Source organism: Pedobacter sp. 01T416_2, assembly GCF_056398925.1.
In genome coordinates this window covers 1-2249 of sequence record NZ_JBFTQI010000891.1, presented here as the reverse complement: position 1 = coordinate 2249, position 2249 = coordinate 1, and the positions used below count along the sequence as shown (strand labels likewise).

At 37.4% G+C, this 2249-nt stretch carries 2 protein-coding genes; one reads left to right on the top strand and one right to left on the bottom strand.

Features of this window, described 5'->3' with window-relative positions; all coding sequences use genetic code 11:
• Nucleotides 1-1827: beta-L-arabinofuranosidase domain-containing protein (locus AC1DPQ_RS25470; protein ID WP_477611274.1), on the bottom strand; the 1827-nt coding region annotated here is incomplete at its 3' end.
• Between the two features lie 106 nt (nt 1828-1933).
• On the opposite strand from AC1DPQ_RS25470, the gene AC1DPQ_RS25465 reads away from it, so the two are divergent.
• A partial coding sequence (locus tag AC1DPQ_RS25465) for a hypothetical protein (RefSeq protein ID WP_477611273.1) occupies nt 1934-2249 on the top strand: 316 nt, incomplete at its 3' end.

Below are 2249 nucleotides of genomic sequence, written 5' to 3'. Positions count from 1 at the left end.
GTTGTATCCTAGCGTCCATGACGGAATCTTTTTTGCCCGAACTTTTAATTTAACCGGTGCATTTGCTGCAATAAAAGGATTTTCGGGCATTGTCGATTTCACTAAGATAACGTTGTTTAAATTACCTTTATCTAATACTAAACCATAATTCCACGCCAATTCCGGACGGATTTCGTAATCTGTAAAACCAGCAACCGGATGTGTTTTGGTTACCTTATTTGCTGCCTTAATTTCTAATGCATACACAATAGGACCACGTTCTACACTAATGGAATTGTTTACTTGAGCCTGAGTCGTAATTTGCATCGGGAAATTCAGTTCTAATTGATCCTGATTTTTCCATTCGCGGGATATGGTAAACATTTCACCGGCTTTTACTCCTTTTAATATAGTTCCATTTAATTTAATACTTGGTTTTACACTCCACGCAGGGATTCTTAAAATCAATGGAAAGGATGTAGAAGTGGTAAGCCCCACTTTTAACCTAATCTGTTCTTCGAAGGGATAATTGGTTTCTTCGGTAATTTTTATTTTTTTATTGTTGGCTAACACAGTTTCTATTTCCATTGGGCCATAGGTAATTACTGCCAAGCCGTTCTCAGGGGTAGCCACTACACTACTTTTTACAAAATAAGGCCAGCCCATATGCATGTTATAGCGGCAGCATCCATAACCTGAATAGGGACTAGAAACAATCCCTGAACCATAATCTTGATTAAAGCCATGCTCCCCATGAATGCTTTGAACCTGATTGGGTAATGTATAATATGAATGGTTTTTAAAATCCCTGCTAAACTGAGCAGGTAATGCATTAAAGGCCACTTTTTCCAACTGATCGCCAATACTGACATCATGAATAACCTTTGCCGCAGTTTCTAAACTCTGCATCCATTCTACCACAGTACAGGTTTCTACTCCTTCTATGCTGCTTGTACCCGCCAGAAATTCAGTTCCTGAACCTAAACCTTCTGGCTGACCATGGTCGTGCATRATGTGCGCTATACCTTTGGAAAGTGCTTCAAGATTAGAAGCACGATCTTGAAGTTGAGCATAAAGCACTGGGAATTTTAAGGCTTGAGCTACATTAACCATATGTTTTGGCTGAAAATCATCACCAAAAAAGTAAAACCCGTTGTTGCTATAAATATCGATCCAAGGGTATGCCTGTTGTTTTAACTTTTCTACGAGTCGTAATAAATCCTGATTGCCGGTTTTATTGTAAAGCCAAATGGCTATTTCCATATTATCACCTGCTCTTGATTTACCCCATTCCTTTAACGGATCGCCATCAAGATTAGCCAGTTCATATTTGAAATATTTTGAGAGAAAAGGAATTACCCTTTTATCATTTGTGGCCTCGTAATAGCTTTGCAAAGCATACATCATTGGCATGCGTGGCCACCAATCTTTCATTTTCGGCGGGCCAAATAATCCGTTGGCTTGTTGATTGTTCAAAGTCCAATCAATGTACTTTTGTGCTTTTTCTTTTAGCGTAGGATCATCTAAGGTATAAGCCAATGCTACCAAACCTTTAACATAATATGGTACCCGCTCCCATCCATTCCCATCGCCTCCTAACCAATCGGAGTTTTTGCCCAGATTATCTTTTTCAGGGTATAGCTCTTCTGCCATTCCCGTTGCACCATCTCTTTGCTGCTCTAGTTGCTTTAACAACCATCCTTTGGCTTTAATACTCCCTATGGGCAATTGCACATAAACATGCTGTTTTAAGGGTTTTTTGTTGAATTCAGTTAAATTCTGGGCATTCAAAGTATGAATAGATAGACAGGAAACCAGAAAATAGATTGAGGTAAATATTCTTTTCATAAAAGGATTATTGGTTAGATAATATTTCATAAAACTAATAAATATGAGCGAATATTAAAACGATTTAGTAATCTTATATTCAAACAATTCAAAAAGCAATGTTAAGTTGGTTAAAGCAAACCTAAAGGCTGAAAATAATAAATTGAAAGGTAAAAAATTATACAGTTTGCAAGCCTGGAGGTTTACACCAGATTGTGATATATACCTATTTTTAACTTGCCAGGGTAAGCATTTGCCTTGTTCTGTCATCAAGCTTTTGGTTGAAACTGAGATTAGTTCTATATTAGATCTAGAGAGCGTTAATTTAGAATCGGGGGATAGCCATTGGTTATTCCCCGTTCTTATTTTTAAGCAAATATTTTATACTGAAATGCTTGTACAACTGGCAGAAATTACTTTCCAATCTTCTCTCACTTTACCCC